Here is a 702-nt window from a genome sequence, read left to right on the forward strand (position 1 = left end):
CATTTTTTGAATGAACAGGTTTCAGTGTTCTTTTATTCATATCCGTGTTTGCCCATTAGAGAGAATGTGAGTCCTGCAGCGGTGGGAAGTGTGTAAAAAGTGCATATGAGTGTATTCGTGTATTGTGTGCTTCGAGTAAAGGATGGATATGCTCTGAGAAAAGCCTTCTGGATGACGGGTCGAGGTGTCGGTGCTTGGCGCAGGAGGCAAGGAAGAAGGGAGGGTGGGTGTTGTAAAAAACAGCTGGTTTACTCCTTGCTAACAAACTTTTGGACAGCTTCAACTATTTTCTCAAAGTGAGGCTTCACCTGATCACCCAATTCGGTCATCTTTTTCCTCAGTTCTCCGGATCGCACGGCCTCGCGGAACTCTATGGTTCCCTTCTCCACCTGATCCTTATATTCCTGGATGTAGGGCTCCAGACCGGTCTTCGCTTCCTGCAGATACTCCGCCACCTTTACACGCACGGCCTCCAGGATGGGCGTCAGCTTGGACTTGGTCTCCTCCCAGTTGGGTCCAATCTTTTCCTTCAAGCTCTTGACCACTGGCTCCAGCTTGGTTCGGACTTCTTCCATGCGCTGACGCTCCTTGGCCAAGTAATCGTCGACAAAAGGCTTCAGCTCATCTCTGTACTCCTCGAGGTGCTTCAGCAGAACCTGCCTGAGCTCCTCACGCATGGGCTCGAGCTGCTTACGGAGGTCC

Annotated in this window: 1 protein-coding gene; it reads right to left on the reverse strand. The window is 50.9% G+C overall.

Features of this window, described 5'->3' with window-relative positions:
- Positions 1–248: 248 nt before the first annotated feature.
- Positions 249–702: hypothetical protein (locus C0Z22_RS16075; protein ID WP_158246956.1), on the reverse strand; the 454-nt coding region annotated here is incomplete at its 5' end.

The sequence above is a fragment of the Halobacteriovorax sp. DA5 genome (assembly GCF_002903145.1).
GTDB lineage: Bacteria > Bdellovibrionota > Bacteriovoracia > Bacteriovoracales > Bacteriovoracaceae > Halobacteriovorax_A.